General features: G+C 54.3%; 15 protein-coding genes. 8 read left to right on the forward strand and 7 right to left on the reverse strand.

Annotated elements, in window-relative coordinates; translation table 11 throughout:
• Window positions 1-50: 50 nt before the first annotated feature.
• From hisD (ACG0Z5_RS00620) to ACG0Z5_RS00635, 4 genes are all read right to left on the reverse strand, one after another.
• Window positions 51-1,361 carry a histidinol dehydrogenase gene (gene hisD / locus ACG0Z5_RS00620; RefSeq protein ID WP_394444820.1) on the reverse strand — a complete coding sequence of 437 codons (1,311 nt, stop codon included), beginning with the start codon at window positions 1,359-1,361 and terminating at the stop codon, window positions 51-53.
• Window positions 1,361-2,503 (reverse strand): ester cyclase, encoded by a 1,143-nt coding sequence (locus tag ACG0Z5_RS00625; RefSeq protein WP_319630452.1) that lies wholly within the window; start codon window positions 2,501-2,503, stop codon window positions 1,361-1,363. The genes hisD (ACG0Z5_RS00620) and ACG0Z5_RS00625 overlap by 1 nt, the downstream gene beginning before the upstream one ends.
• 125 nt (window positions 2,504-2,628) lie before the next feature.
• Window positions 2,629-3,603: a nuclear transport factor 2 family protein gene (locus ACG0Z5_RS00630; protein WP_394444821.1), complete on the reverse strand. Its 975-nt coding sequence runs from the start codon at window positions 3,601-3,603 to the stop codon at window positions 2,629-2,631.
• On the reverse strand, window positions 3,600-4,670 hold the full coding sequence (locus ACG0Z5_RS00635) for a LacI family DNA-binding transcriptional regulator (RefSeq protein ID WP_394444822.1): 1,071 nt from the start codon (window positions 4,668-4,670) through the stop codon (window positions 3,600-3,602). Before ACG0Z5_RS00635 ends, ACG0Z5_RS00630 begins: the two co-directional genes overlap by 4 nt.
• A 326-nt stretch (window positions 4,671-4,996) precedes the next feature.
• Between ACG0Z5_RS00635 and ACG0Z5_RS00640 the strand changes: the two genes are divergently transcribed.
• From ACG0Z5_RS00640 to ACG0Z5_RS00670, 7 genes are all read left to right on the forward strand, one after another.
• Window positions 4,997-6,235: an MFS transporter gene (locus ACG0Z5_RS00640; protein ID WP_394444823.1), complete on the forward strand. Its 1,239-nt coding sequence runs from the start codon at window positions 4,997-4,999 to the stop codon at window positions 6,233-6,235.
• A gap of 74 nt (window positions 6,236-6,309) precedes the next feature.
• Window positions 6,310-7,632: a histidinol dehydrogenase gene (hisD, locus tag ACG0Z5_RS00645; protein ID WP_319630448.1), complete on the forward strand. Its 1,323-nt coding sequence runs from the start codon at window positions 6,310-6,312 to the stop codon at window positions 7,630-7,632.
• 2 nt (window positions 7,633-7,634) lie between these two features.
• Window positions 7,635-8,399, forward strand: a complete 765-nt coding sequence (locus ACG0Z5_RS00650; protein ID WP_394444824.1) for an SDR family NAD(P)-dependent oxidoreductase — start codon at window positions 7,635-7,637, stop codon at window positions 8,397-8,399.
• Window positions 8,396-9,133, forward strand: coding sequence for an alpha/beta fold hydrolase (locus ACG0Z5_RS00655; RefSeq protein ID WP_394444826.1), 738 nt, complete (start codon window positions 8,396-8,398; stop codon window positions 9,131-9,133). Before ACG0Z5_RS00650 ends, ACG0Z5_RS00655 begins: the two co-directional genes overlap by 4 nt.
• On the forward strand, window positions 9,124-9,915 hold the full coding sequence (locus ACG0Z5_RS00660) for an HpcH/HpaI aldolase family protein (RefSeq protein WP_394444828.1): 792 nt from the start codon (window positions 9,124-9,126) through the stop codon (window positions 9,913-9,915). Before ACG0Z5_RS00655 ends, ACG0Z5_RS00660 begins: the two co-directional genes overlap by 10 nt.
• Window positions 9,916-9,926: 11 nt before the next feature.
• Window positions 9,927-11,102 (forward strand): cupin, encoded by a 1,176-nt coding sequence (locus ACG0Z5_RS00665; protein WP_394444829.1) that lies wholly within the window; start codon window positions 9,927-9,929, stop codon window positions 11,100-11,102.
• Window positions 11,103-11,218: 116 nt separating this feature from the next.
• On the forward strand, window positions 11,219-11,758 hold the full coding sequence (locus tag ACG0Z5_RS00670; protein ID WP_319630443.1) for a DUF2058 domain-containing protein: 540 nt from the start codon (window positions 11,219-11,221) through the stop codon (window positions 11,756-11,758).
• An 8-nt stretch (window positions 11,759-11,766) separates the two neighbouring features.
• Here ACG0Z5_RS00670 and ACG0Z5_RS00675 read toward each other — a convergent pair whose 3' ends face one another.
• From ACG0Z5_RS00675 to ACG0Z5_RS00685, 3 genes are all read right to left on the reverse strand, one after another.
• The gene (locus ACG0Z5_RS00675) at window positions 11,767-12,465 is read right to left on the reverse strand and encodes an RluA family pseudouridine synthase (RefSeq protein WP_394444830.1); all 699 of its coding nucleotides are present in this window, start codon (window positions 12,463-12,465) and stop codon (window positions 11,767-11,769) included.
• A gap of 353 nt (window positions 12,466-12,818) precedes the next feature.
• Complete coding sequence (locus tag ACG0Z5_RS00680) at window positions 12,819-13,472, reverse strand: helix-turn-helix domain-containing protein (RefSeq protein WP_394444832.1); 654 nt, start codon at window positions 13,470-13,472, stop codon at window positions 12,819-12,821.
• Between the two features lie 56 nt (window positions 13,473-13,528).
• Window positions 13,529-13,852: a hypothetical protein gene (locus tag ACG0Z5_RS00685; RefSeq protein WP_394444833.1), complete on the reverse strand. Its 324-nt coding sequence runs from the start codon at window positions 13,850-13,852 to the stop codon at window positions 13,529-13,531.
• A gap of 369 nt (window positions 13,853-14,221) precedes the next feature.
• Here ACG0Z5_RS00685 and ACG0Z5_RS00690 point away from each other — a divergent pair, with 369 nt between their 5' ends.
• Window positions 14,222-14,749 carry a fimbrial protein gene (locus ACG0Z5_RS00690; RefSeq protein ID WP_394444834.1) on the forward strand — a complete coding sequence of 176 codons (528 nt, stop codon included), beginning with the start codon at window positions 14,222-14,224 and terminating at the stop codon, window positions 14,747-14,749.
• Window positions 14,750-14,768 lie beyond the last annotated feature (19 nt).

A 14,768-nucleotide genomic window follows, 5' to 3' on the forward strand; every position in this document is an offset into this window, starting at 1 on the left:
GTAATGTCCTGAAAAAAATGGCAGGCCATTGAGCCTGCCTCTTTAACCGCTTAGTCCCGGAGGCCTGCCGTGATGGCATCGATATCCTGTGGATGCAGGCGGATCTCAGCTGCACGGCGGTGGCCCTGCATGCCCTCGGTGCGGCTTTGGCGGATAGCCGGTTCGGCGATCGCCGGGATGCCTTGCTCATCAATCCACTGATGGGTACAGACTTTGACATACGCCCCGACCCACAGCCCGCCGGTATAGCGCGCCGCCGCCATGGTCGGCAAAGTATGGTTGGTGCCGCAGCATTTATCCGAGAAGACGACGCTGGCGTTTTGCCCGATAAACAGTGAACCATAGTTGCGGATCTTCGCCGCGGTGGCGTGCGGATCGCGGGTATGAACCTGTAAATGCTCGGTTGCCATAAAGTCGGCAAAGGCGACCAGCTGTTCTTCTGAATCGCAGACCACGATTTCGCCCTGACGACGCCAGGCTTCTCCCGCCGTAGCGGCGGTAGGCAGGTTACCCAGTTGACGTTCGATTTCGGCAAGGGTACGGCTGGCGATATCCTGGCTGGTGGTCGCCAGGCCAACGCGGGTGTGGATGTCATGCTCCGCCTGGGCCAGCAGGTCGGCGGCCAGAATACGCGGGTCGGCGGTTTCATCTGCCACGGTGAAAATCTCGCTCGGCCCGGCCAGGGCATCAATCCCGACTTTGCCAAAGACCTGGCGCTTGGCTTCGTTCACGTAGGCATTGCCAGGGCCGACGATTTTATCCACTGACGGGATACTTTCCGTTCCCCAGGCCATGGCAGCGATGGCCTGGGCGCCGCCAACTTTGAAAATGCGATGCGCCCCGGCCAGATGGCAAACGGCGATCATCGCCGGATGCGCGCCCGGCGGCAGGCAGGCAATAATCTGCTCACAGCCAGCCACGGTGGCGGGCACAATCGACATTACGGGGGCGGAAAGGATAGGGTAGCGCCCACCGGGCACGTAGCAGCCGACGGTCTGGACCGGAATGATCCGGTGCCCGAGATGGACGCCCGGCAGCGTTTCGACTTCCAGGGGTAACATGGTGGCGAACTGCGCCTGCGCAAAGCGGCGCACTTGCGAAATGGCAAACTCGCTGTCGCGACGGGTCTGCGGGTCCATTGCCGCCAGCGCCTGCTCAATTTCCTGGGCAGAGACTTCAAACTGCTGCGGCACGACCTTGTCGAACTGTTGAGAGTAATCGCGCAGCGCCGCATCACCTTCTTGCTTCACGCGGGCAATGATGGCGCTGACGGTATCGGTCAGGGAACGGTCGGCTTTCTCGTCCTGTCCCTGAGGGCGTTTGATCCAGTTCACCTGGTTAACAATTGATTGTGCAGACATTATGCGTTCTCCATCTGACCGAGTTTGATTTGTGCCAGCAGCGCAAGGTGATCGTACACCACCCACTCATCGACAATTTTGCCGTTCACAATGTGATAATGAGACATGCCCATCACGAACAGACGCTCTCCGGTCGGTTTGCCCAGTTCGCCGTAGCCGAGGTGATGACCTTCCATTATCCAGCGGATAGCCACTTTCACGCCGCCTTCATCGCAAGGATTAGAGCAGATGTGCTGTGGCAGCCATGCTCCGTCCGGGATCATGCCAATCAGCGCCAGGGTCTGGTGCGTAACCGATGCCACGCCGTACAGCTCTTTCATTAACGGGCCGTGGTACTGCACGTTCGGGGCATACACCTCTTTGATTTTGCCCAGCATCCGGCGGTTATAGATTTCATGCATCCAGCGCAGGCACTGCTCTTCGGTATCGGTATGGGCAATGGACACATCGCACTCCACCTCCGGGGGATACTGGCCCAGCATCCGGCCATTTTCACCGATATCGGTGACGCGGAAACCTTTATCAAACTGCTCCTTCGCCATGTTAAAGGCTATCTCATCGGTATTGAGGCCCAGCTGTTTCATCATCGACATGTTGTCACTCACCACCCACTCGCGATAAATCTTGTTCTCGTGGATCATGCAGTCGGCGACGGTACGGGTGACAAAGGTACGGTTAGTCGGTTGGCCGAGATGGCTGAATTGGGTATGACGCCCGGTGCCGGTCACCAGGTGGGAGGTATAGAAACCATCGACGTCATTGCCGTTCCAGATGACCTGGGTCGCCATGCCCCGACGTTCCGGGAAGGCCACCAGTCGTTTCAGCGTGTCCTGCACGACTTCTTCACGGGTATACAGTGTCCCCAGGGCGTTATACAGCACGCAGTTATGCGTATAGTGGGTATAAATTAAACCCACATCGCGTTCATCCCATATTTTATGGGTGCAACGCACGATATAATCGACAATATCGGTATAACACTCATCAAAGCCTCTTAATGACTGTACGCGCGGGCGTTTCTCCGGCACCAGATCGATAAAGTCGCGGCGTTCAATCTGTAATACCGGTTCGTCACGCTGAATTTTATGGGTATTTTTCTCGGGTACTGCTGGAGCTTTATTGGTTGCTTCAGTTGAAGACATAGGACCTCCTGCATTGATGTTCAGATGTTTTCAGATAATACGATCCCTGCATTCATAAAAATGAATGAGAGGGGATCGCCGCAATTTATATTGCGGCGGGTAAAAAGGTGTAGGCTATTAAAATATTATTGATTGACGATTTGAGACCAAATAGCTAATTCATCGATGCCTAAATATTCGCGAATAATTAATCCATCGCGGAGTTCAAGCTGGCTAATGCCGGTAATCGACACGGGTTTCCGCGTCGGCGCCCCAAATTTCCCGTAGCCGTCATGCCAGGTTAATAATGACCAGCGCAGCGAAATACGCACCGGTTCATTGGGATCTTTACGCACAATTAAATGGTGAAGCTGGGTTTCGCTGTCGGCAAACGAGGCGCGATAACCCGCCAGCAGGGCGCTGATTTCCGCCTCGCCGGTGCCCATGCAGTGCCCAGGAGCATACAAGGTGGCAGCGGGGTGATACAGCCCGGGAACCGTGCCGCTGTTACCACCCGCCCACATCGTCAGATAGCGTTCGATGACCCCGGCGACAGGGCCGCTAACGTCGTCGCCTTCAGGCCCGCCCGCCCAGCGCGCATCAAGCACTTCCGCCGTAGGATCTTCCAGCCCCAGTTGCTGCCGCGCACGGCTCAGGCTGTGGGCAAATTCGCGCATATCCAGCCCTAACTGGGCCACGATGGCGGCTCTGTCCTGCAATAACCACTCCTGACGCACCGAGCCATCGGCGCAGATACGATCCGCCCAGGTGCGTACCCACACGTTCTTCCCGGTTGGCGGGCCGAAGAAGCCTTCGCCCTGATGGCGAATCGAGGCCATGGTGCGCTGCGAGGCATAATATTCGCCGCCGGGCGCGTCGGTGCAGAGAATATCTTCCGTCAGCACGCTGCGCTGGGGGAAGCTGTACATCGCTTCCAGGGTATGGCGCATAAACTGTGACAGGTCGGTGAGCTGTTTCTCTGGCGTAATAAACACCACCGGCGAGCCATAGAAATCGGCGAGCTGACCGATATCTTTTTGCTCCCAGACGACATGCGTCAGGGTCAGAATAAACTGCTGGATGGAGTCGAACTGGGGGCTAAAACCAGGCAATCTGCTCATTTGCTCTCCTGAGGCTGAAACAGGGATACACCCTCTTTTTCGATAATGCCGCTGCGCGGGCGGCGGGTGGAGTGGCGGACAACCAACATGCCCGGGACCATAATTTGCTCTGGCTCAATGGTGTCGCTCTCAATTTGCTTCATTAACAATTCTACCGCCGCGTCGACCATCTCCTGCACAGGCTGCGAAACGGACGTCAGCGCGTAAGAAGGCCAGCCCGACGGGCCTGTATCGTCATAGCCAACGATGGAGAGATCCTGCGGAATTTGCAGGCCGAATTCGTAGCGGGCGACGTCCATTACCGTCAGCGCCATGTGGTCATTGGCAACAAAAATGGCGTCCGGTACGGGCGTCTGCGAAAACAGGCTGTAGGCGGCACGCACGGTCTGACGGGTATCGTAATCCCCATTAACCACCTTAACATCGTCAATGCCGTGTTCCTGCAAGGCGGCCAGATAGCCACGCTGGCGAGCGATGTTGACCGATGAATCCGCCACGCCGCCGACGTAGGCATAGCGCTGGTGTTCCCCGGCCACAAAAAATTCGGCGATTTGCCGCGCGGCGGCTTCGTTATTGCTGTTCACGCTGGAGGCCATCCCGCTGTCTTCGCTGCGGTTAAACAGCACCACCGGGATGCCCGCCGCCAGACACTCTTCCGAAAGATCCAACGACAGCGTGACCGACGCCAGCACGATGCCGTCCACGCGATATTGCATAATCTGATCGAAAATCCTGTCCACATTGCCGTCTTTATCAGCGACAAACAGCAGCAGGTGGTAGTTCAGGGTGTCCAGTTTTCGCGCCAGCGATTCGAGAACCTGCGGATAAAACGGGTTCTCGAAATAGGACACCACCACGCCGATAATGCGCGACCGGGCGGTATTAAGAGAGCGGGCAATCGCGTTGGGACGATAGCCAAGCTCCCGGGCAGCCTTGAGCACTTTTTCACGCGTCGCCGGGGAAATGCTTGCCCCGGGCGTGAAGCTCCGTGAGACCGCCGACTGCGATACCCCTGCCAGTTGTGCCACCTGCTGCGAAGTGACCGCCGCAAAACTCTTCCGCTTCATTACCCCAGTTCCTTATTTTTGACTCTCTCCACCGCCGTTGACTTCAGCTGACGACCTCATCAGACACGCCGTGAAGAGAGGGTGTTTTTTATACTTACACCATCTTTGCATGCGTATGCAACACACAAAATTAATTTTCTCACAATGCTACTTAGGTCACTTTACAAAATTGAAACCTTTTCGTAACTTCAGTTCTTGAATACGTATTCATCGAAATATTCATGCCGTCAACGATACCGGGCAAACGGAGAGGGAACCAGAGGGACAGAGCCGGTAAATGCCGTACTTGACTGGTTAAAACCATTACCTTTCAGAGGTTCACAACCATGTTTCGAGCACTGTTACGCCGACCTGAAGCCCGGCTCTTTTTCGTCATCAGTATTCTGTTTTTCATCTGTATCCACAGCATTGACGCCTTTCTTGCGCCGATGATGCTGGAGCAGGGCATCGAACCGCAGGTGATGGGCATGATCATGGGTGCCAGCGGTCTGGCGACCTTACTGATTCGCTTCCCGCTGGGGATCGTCTCTGATGTGGTCAAAAGCCGTAAAATATTCATTCAGATTAGCCTGTTACTGCCGATTTTTACCTGGCCTTTAGCCTGGTTTGATCCCAATCCGGTCACCCTGTATCTGGCCAAAGCGGCAGATGGCGTTACCGCCGCGACCTGGGTTTTATATAACATTTTGTTTATGCGCTACTTTGACCGCAGCGAAGCCCCGGCCGCCGTCGCGCTACTGGCCCTGGCCGGGCCGGTTGGGGTGTTTATTGGCAACTGCATCGGTGGATTGTTAATTCACTATTTTGACAACAACATCGCCTTTTTCCTCTCCTGTATGTCCGGTCTGCTGGCGCTGCTGCTGACCACGCGCATCACCGATGTACACGACGCCGTGCGGGCACCCACCTTACAGGCCTGCGTTGTGGCGGCACGTAAACAACTCAGCGATCGTTCAGTGTGGATGATAGGTATTCTGGCGACCATTGTGATTCTGGTGCCGTTCGCCACCCGGGATACGCTCACGCCCATCTATGCAGAACAGCTTGGGGCGCGGGCAGGGATTTTGTCGTTGCTGAGTAATATTCATCTGGTCTTTTATGCGATAGCCGTCGCGCTGTGTAGTTCGGTGTTTTATAAACGCCTTGGGGTGGTGAAAACGGCGGTCCTCGGGATTATTTTGCAGGTGCTTTCGACCATCGGCATTCCGTTCACCAGCAATATGTATGTCATCTACGGCTTGCAGGCGATGGCCGGGTTCTCATTCGGTATGGCGTTTGCTGCCTTTATGTCGTTAAGCGTGGTGAATACCACCTCCGATGAACAGTCCACCCGAATGGGGTTGTTCCAGACGATTTACTCGCTGGGTATGTTTATTGGCCCGGTAATTATGGGCGTTATGCTGCAACATATTAATATGTCCTCTGGTTATATCGTTATCGCCGCACTGTCGGTGGTGGCGGTGATGATGACCCCGCTCTCTGCGCGCTGGGTTTATTCCCGACAAATAAAAAAAGCAGATGAGCCAGCCGCGAAAGGGCAATTAGCTGCCGCCCGCGATAGATAATTTTTTATAGGTAAATAACCCATCCTGGTTTATCGGGAGGGGATCTCTCATTCCAATTTTTCAAGGAGTACATCATGGCCTATGCCTTAAAAACCAGTAAGCCTGTTCAGGAACGTCAGGAAGCCCAGCGTCAAATAAGAGAAACGGTGGAGCTTATCCTGGCGGATATCGAAAATCGCGGGAATAAAGCGATTCGCGAATTATCCATTAAATTCGACAACTATGACCGACAGGATTATCGCCTCAGTGAAGCCGAAATTAATCAGTGTATCCGGCAATTGAGTCGCCAGGATATTGCGGATATCGAATTTGCTCAGGAGCAAGTGGTTAACTTCGCTCGCCAGCAGAAAGCCTGTTTGCTGGATTTAGAAGTTGAAACACGCCCGGGGGTGATCCTCGGCCATAAAAACATTCCGATTAATGCGGTCGGCTGCTATGTGCCGGGAGGGAAATATCCGCTGCTGGCCTCGGCACATATGTCAATCATCACCGCCAACGTCGCAGGCTGTTCGCGGATTATCAGCTGCGCGCCGCCGTTCAATGGCGCCCCGGCCCCGGCGATTGTGGCGGCCCAAAAGATGGCGGGTGCAACGGAGATTTATGCGTTGGGCGGGATTCAGGCTATCGGCGCAATGGCGTTGGGCACCGACACGCTGGCCCCGGTGGATATGCTGGTGGGGCCGGGCAACGCCTTCGTGGCCGAAGCCAAGCGCCAGTTGTTTGGTCGCGTCGGGATCGACCTGTTTGCGGGCCCGACAGAAACGTTGGTGATTGCCGATGAAAGCGTGGATGCGGAAATCTGCGCCACCGATCTGCTGGGTCAGGCGGAACACGGTGTCACCACGCCCGCTATCCTGCTGACCAACTCGGAAAAACTCGCCAGAGAGACGATGGCCGAAATTGATCGACTGCTGATGAAATTGCCTACCGCCGATATCGCCCGTCGCGCCTGGGAAGACTACGGGGAAGTTATCGTCTGCGAGAGTTACGACGAGATGCTGAAAGAGGCCGATCGTATCGCCTCCGAACATGTGCAGGTGATGACCGAGCGTGACGACTGGTTCCTCGCCAACATGACCAACTACGGGGCGCTGTTCCTTGGCCCGCGCACTAACGTGGCCTATGGCGATAAGGTGATTGGCACCAACCATACGCTGCCGACGCAGAAAGCCGCTCGCTACACCGGCGGTCTGTGGGTCGGCAAATTCATGAAGACCTGCACCTGGCAAAAGGTGTTAACCGATGAAGCGACCACGGAAATCGGCAGCTACTGCTCGCGTCTCTCCTTGTTGGAAGGCTTTGCCGGACACGCCGAGCAGGCCAATATCCGCGTGCGCCGCTACGGTCAGACGGACGTGCCTTACGCGACGCCAGCCCCGGTGAGAGAGAAGGTGTGAGCATGCCGCTCCCGCAAACGCCTTTATTCACCCTGCATGGCAGGCGGGCGCTGGTCACCGGAGGCTCGAAAGGACTCGGTTTTGCCTGCGCGGTAGCGCTGGCGAATGCCGGGGCAGAGGTGTGGATTGCCGCCCGAAATCCTGCTGACCTGGCGCATGCGGTCGAGTGGGCCGCAGGCGGCGGGTTGACGCTGCACCCGCTGGCGCTGGATATCACCGCATCGAAACAGGTGGCTGAAACCCTTAGCACCTTGCCGACGATGAATATCCTGGTCAACAGCGCCGGATTAGCGCGTCATCAGCCGTTCCTCGAGGTCAGCGAAGAGAATTTTGACGCGGTGATGGACCTCAACCTGCGGGCAACTTTTTTTATCAGCCAGCAGATGGCCCGGCGCATGCGTGAGGAAAAGATTGCAGGCTCAATCATTCATATCTCATCGCAAATGGGCCACGTTGGCGGCCCGCAGCGCAGCGTCTACTGCGCGTCGAAATTCGCACTCGAAGGGCTGACGCGCACCATGGCGCTCGAACTGGGCGACGCGGGGATCCGGGTTAACACCCTATGCCCGACGTTCGTCGAAACCGAACTGTCGCGTCGGTCGCTGGAAGATCCGGATTTTCGCCGCTACGTGATGAGCAACATTAAGCTGCCGCGCCTGGGCAAAGTGGAAGATGTGATGGGCCCGGTGGTGTTTCTCGCTTCTGATGCCGCGGCGATGATCACCGGCAGTGCGCTGATGGTGGACGGAGGCTGGACGGCGACATGACCCGACTCCCGTTGATAGATAACACTCACACGCCGTTAGTGCTGATCGGCGGCACGTTATGCAACGCCCGGCTGTGGGGGCCGTTGATTGAGCGCCTGAACGTCCCCGCAGTTATCTGCCTGACGTTAGCCAGCGCCGATTCGGCACCGGAATCGTCCCGACGGCTGTTACCTGTGCTGCCGCCACGTTTTCTGCTGGCGGGCTTTTCGCTGGGCGCGATCGTCGCGCTGCAAATGGCGGCCGATGCGCCCGAGCGGCTGGCCGGTCTGGCGCTGACCTCGGTTAATCCGTTGGCAGACCGGCCTGAGAATGCCGACACCCGGCGGGCGGCGGTACAGAAGGCGCGTGAGCAGGGGCATGGGGAATGGCTCTCTGGCACGCTTTGGGAGAGCTATGTGGCCCCGGCCAACCGGAACAACCGCACGTTGCACGACACCCTGTGCCTGATGGCCGAGGAGACGGACAGTGAAACCTTTTCTCGCCAGACGGAAATCGCCATCAGCCGCCGCGATAACCGCGCCGCACTGCGCGGTCTCCGTTGTCCGGTACTGATCCTTAACGGTGAATACGATCCCATTTGTACCCCGGAACATCACCGGCTGGCCGCCGACTGTGCGCCGAATACAACCTGGGTCACCCTCAATTCAGCGGGGCATTTTTGTGTCCTTGAATCGCCGGATAACGCCGCGGCCCCGCTTCGACAGTGGATTATGGAGTCCTTGATATGCGAGTAAATAATGTCAAAAAGGCGCTGGCGGAAAAGCGTCCGGTCGTTAACGGCTGGCTGGCTATTCCGTCCAGCTACAGCGCCGAAATTATGGGGCATCAGGGCTACGATGCCGTTACCGTAGATTTGCAACACGGCATGATTGATTTCGCCAGCGCGTTAACCATGTTGCAGGCGCTGTCCGCTACGCCTGCGGTGCCGCTGGTGCGTGTTGCCGACAATTCCCCGGCGCAGATCATGCGAGTGCTGGACGCCGGGGCCTATGGGGTTATCTGCCCGATGATCTCCACGGCTGAGCAGGCACGCCGCTTTGTCTCCGCCTGTCGCTATTCCCCGGAGGGCATACGCTCGTTCGGCCCGGCGCGCGGCCTGCTGTATGGCGGGGCTGACTATCCGCAGCACGCTAACCGCGAAATCCTCACCCTGGCAATGATAGAAACGCGCGAAGGTCTGACCAACATTGATGCCATTCTGGATACCGATGGGCTGGACGGGGTTTTTATTGGGCCAAACGATCTCTCTCTGACGCTGACAGGGGCCGCCAGCGCCGAATCCACCCATCCGGACATGTTGGCGGCGATTGAATGGGTGGTCAGCCGCTGTCGGGAGAAGAGCAAGATAGCGGGTATTTTCTGCACCTCGGGTGCCGCCGCCGCACAGCGTATCGCCGAAGGATTTAACTTTGTGACGCCGGCTAACGACGTAATGCAATTGGGCCGTGCATCGCGCGAAGCCATCGCGCTGACCCGTGGCAATGCTATCCCCACTACCGGCGCGTCCGGTTATTAACAGGAGCTGATATGAAATCCATAACCTTAACCTCTGCTCAGGCCCGGAGTCGCCTGGTCGCCCCGCAAGACATGGTTTCCTGCAACCTGGCCTTTATCGACTGCAAGCTGCCTGGCTCTCATCTAAAGCAGAACTATTCGTTTATTGGTCCAGGCGTGACGCAGTCTTCCTCTCAGGTGGTGAATATTCCTGAACCCCACGGGTTTAACATCGGTGCGGCGGCAATGCCGAAGGGAGTGACCAATAATTTACACCTGCATTTTACCGCCGAGGTCTTCTTGATTCATGAAGGGAGCTGGCGTTTTCGCTGGGGGGCGAACGGCGAGCATGAAGCGGAATTCAGCGCCCCGGCTATTCTCAGCATCCCGACCTGGATTTTCCGCGGCTTTACCAACGTCAGCAAGGAAGATACCTGTGGCATGGTTTACACCGTGCTGGGCGGCAATAATACCGGGGGCATCATATGGCACCCGTCCATTCTCGAAGCCGCCAGCGAGCATGGGCTTTATCTGAGCAAAGATAACATGCTGATCGACGTCAACGCAGGGGATGTTCTGCCTGAGCCCTCCGCACTGTTGCCCCCGTTGGCCGCCGAGGAGATTGCCGCGTTACGTGACTACTCCGTTGAGGAGATGCGCCAGCGGGCGGTGACGGGCGAAGCGCGCCAATGGTCGTCAGAAGGGCTGCTGGATGCGGTTCTGCCGGGGCATGGGGGGGAAATAGCCCCGGTGATTGGCTATGGCATCTCGCAGGATAAACACAGTGCGCCGCCGCTCACCCAGCCGCACGGTTTTTCCGTCGAGTGGCTGCGTTTGCAGGCTGAGCATCAGGTTGGGCGTCATCTTTGCCCTGACGTACAGGTGATTATGGTGTTCAAAGGCACGCTGGAAGTCACCTGGAATCAGGCAGGGGAAGAGGTCAGCGTTATTGCCCCGGAACGGTCGATAGTCTCTATCCCGGCCAATAGCTGGCGACGTTATCGCGCGGTCGACGGCGGCACGGAATGGATACTCACCACCCAGGGCGATCAGCGCAAACGTCTGTACTGGGATGAGGAAATTCTCCAGCAGGCCAGGGCGCGCAATCGCGGCCTTGATCCCGACGGCTATGTCAGCAAACTGGATATCCTGCCCGCAACCGCCCGCCGCGCGGGGGCAAAAATAGAAAGTCTGGTTGAAGAGGGATAATCCGCAGCCCGAAACAGGCCGGAGCAATGGCTCCGGCAACCTGTCCTGCAAACTGGCGCCGCGCCGCACAATACAGGTATAATCCCGGGAAATATTCAACCGGTTTAGACACGACAATGACAAAACTCACCTTACAAGAGCAGATGCTCAAAGCGGGATTAGTCTCCAGCAAAAAAATGGCCAAAGTTCAACGAACGGCCAAAAAATCACGCGTACAGGCGCGTGAGGCAAGAGAGGCTGTCGAAGAGAATAAGAAGGCCCAGCTTGAGCGCGACAAACTGCTCAGCGAGCAACAAAAACAAGCCGCGTTATCAAAAGAATATAAAGCCCAGGTGAAGCAACTGATTGAAATGAATAAAATCACCATTGCCCGAGGCAATATTGATTTTAACTTCACCGATAATAATCTGATTAAAAAAGTGGTGGTCGATAAGCTGACCCAGGCACAGCTGATCAGCGGTCGTCTCGCGATTGCGCGTCTGGTAGCCGAAGGCAGTGCCGATCCTGTCTACGCCATTATTCCGGCCAGCGTAGCCGATAAGATTGCCCAGCGCGATGCCAGCAGTATTGTGTTAAACAGCGCGCTAAGTCAGGAAGAGCAGGACGAAGACGATCCGTACGCTGACTTTAAAGTGCCTGATGATTTGATGTGGTAAATACGCGTTCAAAACGGACTGTCATGGCGGGCGTCAATCGGCTCGCCGCTGACAGGGTGAACAAAATGCAGTTCGCTGGCGTGCAGCATCAGACGTGAGATCTGTTCGCTGCCGGGCAGCCGTTTTCCGCCATACAAATCACAACCCAAAATAGGGTGGCCCAACTGCTGGCAGTGAATGCGTAGCTGATGCGTCCGCCCGGTCTCCGGGGTCAGTTCCACCCGCGTTAACGCCAATTCCGTTCCGTTTTCCTGCGTCTGATAAAGACGCTCCACGACCCGATAGCGGGAGCGGGCGGGCTTGCCGTGGATAGCGCAAATCGACATCAGGGGAAACAGGGCCGGATCTTTGGCAATCGCCGCATCTATCACCCCTTCGTCGTCGGCCAGATGGCCGCACAGCAGCGCCCGGTAAATTTTGGTCACGCTGCGCTGGCTGAACTGCTGGCAGAGGGCGGCGTTAATCGCCTTATTGCGTGCAATCACCATCAGCCCGGATGTACCAAAATCAAGGCGGTGAACCAGGGTGCAGCCGGGAAAAAGCTGTACCAGCCGGTGATGCACCGAATCGAGATTTTGCGGATTCTTCCCCGAAAGACTGAGCAACCCGCTGGGTTTATTGATAATCAGCAGGTGTTCGTCCTGCCAGAGGATCTCAATCTCGTCGTGGCACGGCGGGGCAATAAAGGTATCGATAATCGTAGACATCAGGCTGCCAGACGGGGAAGTGGGAGCGGATGATAACCAATTTTCAACCGAGTGGCGACGATAAAGCGCCCGGTGTTAAGACTATGCGGTAATGTTCCCTCTGACCAAATCTGAAATGTCACCCATCGTATTTGCTTAGCAATGTCAGTTACTGCGCTCTTGAGTTGTTCAATAGCGGGGACGATCTCGTCATAAAGTTGCTTTCCTGCCTCGGTCAGATTAATACATCCTCGTTTTTCGATGCAGAAGTGAAATATTCAGTTGTTCTTACAGCCGAAGCAATATCTGACTAACAGACGAACGCGTCACTACCAACCAATACAAATACTGTAAACCACTTCTGTACAATAAGATTAGAATTTCTTTGGTATCGCTTTATTGATCGTCAGCATCCTTCCATTTTTTAACGTAATGTAGCCGCCATTTTTAAGCCCTGATAAGATTTTAAAGACATAACTTCGGGATAGTCCTGATCTTTGCAGGATAAACTTTGCCAGGCTTTCTGCATTACTGACATTCCCTTCATATTTGTATTGGTAGCGGTACAGTAACCCCCTTATAGTATGATAGCTTGTTCCGGACCCTCGCTCGTAATTAATATAAATCAAGGAGGATGTGAGATAAGCCATGAGTTTACTGAGATATCTCACGCCAAATGGAGATGTCTTAATCACTTCATCAAATTCCTGATAGCTCAGAGACATCACCTCAGTATCTTTTTCAACGCGATAAAGCAGAGAGAGCGCGCCATTATAACGTTCAATAAATCCAATAGGCATATAATCGAAAGTGCTTCCCAAAGCGCATGCTTCCTCCGTATCGGGTAATATAATCACCTCTCCCGATGTGATTATCAGTATCTCATTGCTCCACAAGGTGATATATGTTCCCTTTTTATAGTACCTTGGCACCCCTTTTCCGAAAAACTCCTGCATATGATTAACCACGCTAACATCTTTAAATTTTGCATCAATTTCTTGTAAGGTTAATAAACTGATTAGAGTCATAGCTTCTCCATTTCCCTCGCTGTCGTCACAAATTTAAAGTTAAGATAAAGATGAGCCTATCTTCTTTCTATCATTTTAAGAAACTTGCGGCGAAACTTGTACGCCCGTATGAGTTTTTTGTTCTCTTGCATCGCTCCACAATATCCCAGCCTATATCGAAGTAACCGTTCGTAAATTTTATCGCTAATGACGTCATGATGGATGACGGCAGTTTGATCAATACCATTCGCGATGAGTAAAGAACGCATCTCATGGATTTCGCATTCGAATGAAATTTTTTCAATCGCCATCTGCTCTATAATAAGCTGAATATACTCATCAAACGACACATCTAAATACCATGCCTCATCTAATGTCTCAGATGCTGTCGGTCTATTCATTTACTATACAACCCTCGGTAATTTTTCGTTCAATGTTGGAGAGTATATATAAAAACAAAAAACCTGGACAGTCTATTAATGGATGAGGAGTGTCGTGAGGAAATACAAAAAAACAATTGTTACGTATTTGATGTTTATGTTAAAAAATTAAATTTAAACAAACTTGGCTGAGATTGACAGGGATAGTCTAATAGTAGACTGGACGTCAATTATCCACTCGCGTATTATTTTCCCCGAATTCTAACCACCCTCATTAAATATAAAGATAGCTAATCACAATAGTGATCTATTCACTAATGTGTTTTGTCGTCTTTAACGTGGGCGAAATTTTTGATAGTTATTTAATATAATATCCAGCAAGGAAATAAAATGAAGATTACTAAAATTGGTGCTGCAATCATTCTAACTTTCTGCAGCGTAAGTGCCGCCAAGGCATCAAACACCATCACGTTTAATGGTACGGTTCTGGATTCAGGATGTAACGTTGCGGTAGACGGTGGCACAGCAACAGCCACTGTCGATTTGGGTTCAACGGTCGCCGCGGATCTGGCACAGAAAGGAGATCTGGGCGCACCAAAGCAGTTCATTTTTGATCTCACCGAATGTCCAACGTCCACCTCTGCAGACATCGTGTTTTCAGGCCCGGTTGATACTGACGCCAATGATCAGTCGTACTTCAAAAATACGGCCGGTGTTAGTGCTGCAACCAATGTCGCCGTACAGCTGAGGCAGGGCGGCTCTAACGGCACGATTGTCGAAAACAATGCGGATAATGATGAAATCGATCTAAGCTCCGGAAATGCCAGTGAGACCTATACCGCGCAGATGATTGCTACAGGTCTGGCCGTTGCCGGCGATGTGAAATCTGTCCTTACGTACAACGTCCGTTATAACTAATTTTGCAGGAGGGGCGACC

The organism is Scandinavium sp. M-37, assembly GCF_043558715.1.
Classification (GTDB): Bacteria; Pseudomonadota; Gammaproteobacteria; order Enterobacterales; family Enterobacteriaceae; genus Scandinavium; species Scandinavium vulneris_A.

Coding starts and splice junctions, on each gene's coding strand:
- ACG0Z5_RS00690 (WP_394444834.1), top strand. CDS start 14,222: ATGAAGATTACTAAAATTGGTGCTGCAATCATTCTAACTTTCTGCAGC.
- ACG0Z5_RS00660 (WP_394444828.1), top strand. CDS start 9,124: ATGCGAGTAAATAATGTCAAAAAGGCGCTGGCGGAAAAGCGTCCGGTC.
- ACG0Z5_RS00625 (WP_319630452.1), bottom strand. CDS start 2,503: ATGTCTTCAACTGAAGCAACCAATAAAGCTCCAGCAGTACCCGAGAAA.
- ACG0Z5_RS00635 (WP_394444822.1), bottom strand. CDS start 4,670: ATGAAGCGGAAGAGTTTTGCGGCGGTCACTTCGCAGCAGGTGGCACAA.
- ACG0Z5_RS00670 (WP_319630443.1), top strand. CDS start 11,219: ATGACAAAACTCACCTTACAAGAGCAGATGCTCAAAGCGGGATTAGTC.
- ACG0Z5_RS00675 (WP_394444830.1), bottom strand. CDS start 12,465: ATGTCTACGATTATCGATACCTTTATTGCCCCGCCGTGCCACGACGAG.
- ACG0Z5_RS00650 (WP_394444824.1), top strand. CDS start 7,635: ATGCCGCTCCCGCAAACGCCTTTATTCACCCTGCATGGCAGGCGGGCG.
- ACG0Z5_RS00680 (WP_394444832.1), bottom strand. CDS start 13,472: ATGACTCTAATCAGTTTATTAACCTTACAAGAAATTGATGCAAAATTT.
- ACG0Z5_RS00685 (WP_394444833.1), bottom strand. CDS start 13,852: ATGAATAGACCGACAGCATCTGAGACATTAGATGAGGCATGGTATTTA.
- ACG0Z5_RS00665 (WP_394444829.1), top strand. CDS start 9,927: ATGAAATCCATAACCTTAACCTCTGCTCAGGCCCGGAGTCGCCTGGTC.
- ACG0Z5_RS00640 (WP_394444823.1), top strand. CDS start 4,997: ATGTTTCGAGCACTGTTACGCCGACCTGAAGCCCGGCTCTTTTTCGTC.
- ACG0Z5_RS00655 (WP_394444826.1), top strand. CDS start 8,396: ATGACCCGACTCCCGTTGATAGATAACACTCACACGCCGTTAGTGCTG.
- hisD (WP_394444820.1), bottom strand. CDS start 1,361: ATGTCTGCACAATCAATTGTTAACCAGGTGAACTGGATCAAACGCCCT.
- hisD (WP_319630448.1), top strand. CDS start 6,310: ATGGCCTATGCCTTAAAAACCAGTAAGCCTGTTCAGGAACGTCAGGAA.
- ACG0Z5_RS00630 (WP_394444821.1), bottom strand. CDS start 3,603: ATGAGCAGATTGCCTGGTTTTAGCCCCCAGTTCGACTCCATCCAGCAG.